Genomic DNA, 1433 nt, shown 5'->3' with positions numbered 1-1433 from the left:
CGCCGCGGCCGAGCTCGCCGCCGCGCGTCGCGCCGAGCGTGCCGCCGCCGAGCGTGCCCGCGAGACGCGCGAGCGCCTCAGCGGCTCGACGCTGCCCGACGTCGCCGACGGCCTCGCCTTCCGGGCGTCCGTCGCGTCGCGCGCGTCGCTCGTCGCGCTCCTCGAGGAGCAGGGCGAGCAGGTCGTCGCCGCGCAGACGCACAGCGAGGAGCGGACCGACGTGTGGGTCGCGGCCCGCCGCGACGCGCGCGCCGTCGAGCGGCTCGAGGAGCGCCACGACGCGACCGTCCGCGCCGAGGAGCTGCACGCCGAGCAGGTCGTCCTCGACGAGGTCGCGGGCCGCCGAGTGGCACGGGAGGACGCATGACCGTCGACGGGATCGCCTCCGTGCAGGCGCGCATGGCCGAGCTCCGCGCGCTCGTCGCGCCCCCGCGCCCTGCCGCGTCGGCGAGCACGACGGCTGTCCCCGCCGCCACGGGTGCCGCAGCGACCGGCGACGACTTCCAGACGCTGCTCGCGTCGCTGACCGGCGCGTCGGACGCGTCCGGTCTGCCCGCCGCCCCGGCGGGCGGCGCGACCGCGCAGTCGTTCGTCGCCGCCGCGCAGAAGTACGTCGGCGTGCCCTACGTGTGGGGCGGCGAGTCCCTCGACGAGGGCGGCCTCGACTGCTCGGGCCTCGTGCTGCGCGCGCTCGCCGACGTCGGCATCACCGACGTCCCGCGCGTCGCGCGCGACCAGCAGAAGATGGGCGAGCCCGTCGCCTCGCTCGACCAGGCGCTGCCCGGCGACCTCGTCGTCTTCGGCGGCGGCACGCACATCGGCATCTACGTGGGCGACGGGAAGATGGTCGACGCCCCGAAGCCCGGCGCGCACGTCGTCGTGCGGGACGTCTACGCGACGCCCACCGCGATCCGCCGCATCCTCCCGCAGCAGCAGGCGACGACCGTCTCGGCGTCCGTCCCGGGGCTGCCGGGCGGGACCGCGCTCGCCGGGCCGAGCGGGCTGCAGGGCGTGTCCGGGCTCGGCAGCCTGACCGGCCTGACCGGCCTGACCGGCCTCACCGGGCCCTCCACCGGCACGGCGGCCACGGCCGCGAGCCAGCGCGCCGCGATGGAGCTCCTCGCGTCGCTGTCCAGCACCCGAGGCTCGTCCCTGGCGGGCCTCGCGACCTCCCTGGGGGTGGCCTCGTGACGACCACGACGACCGTGACCACGCTCGCCGCGCGACCCTCGCGCGCGTCCTCCCCGACCGGCCTGCCGGGCGCGGGAGACGCGTTCGCCCGCACGCTCGACGACGTCCGTGTCGGCGCCGACGTCGCCCGACCCGAGCGCGCAACCGATCGCGCGGACCCGGCGGCCCCCGCCGACCCCACGGACGCCGCGGTGACGGGCGGCGCGAGCCGCCCGGCCGAGGCCGACGCCACGGGCCAGGGC

Annotated in this window: 3 protein-coding genes; all 3 read left to right on the top strand. The window is 78.6% G+C overall.

From position 1 onward, the window contains the following. On the top strand, positions 1–367 hold a 367-nt coding region (locus CTKZ_RS13810; RefSeq protein WP_124343491.1), incomplete at its 5' end, for a flagellar FliJ family protein. Beyond that, entirely contained in the window at positions 364–1191 is an 828-nt protein-coding gene (locus CTKZ_RS13805; protein WP_124343490.1) for a C40 family peptidase, read from the top strand. The genes CTKZ_RS13810 and CTKZ_RS13805, both read left to right, overlap by 4 nt. Next, positions 1188–1433, top strand: a 246-nt coding sequence (locus CTKZ_RS13800; RefSeq protein WP_200829751.1) for a hypothetical protein, incomplete at its 3' end; no start/stop codon positions are given. The genes CTKZ_RS13805 and CTKZ_RS13800, both read left to right, overlap by 4 nt.

It is taken from the genome of Cellulomonas algicola (assembly GCF_003851725.1).
GTDB lineage: Bacteria > Actinomycetota > Actinomycetes > Actinomycetales > Cellulomonadaceae > Cellulomonas > Cellulomonas algicola.
This window is presented reverse-complemented; position numbering and strand designations above follow the sequence as displayed.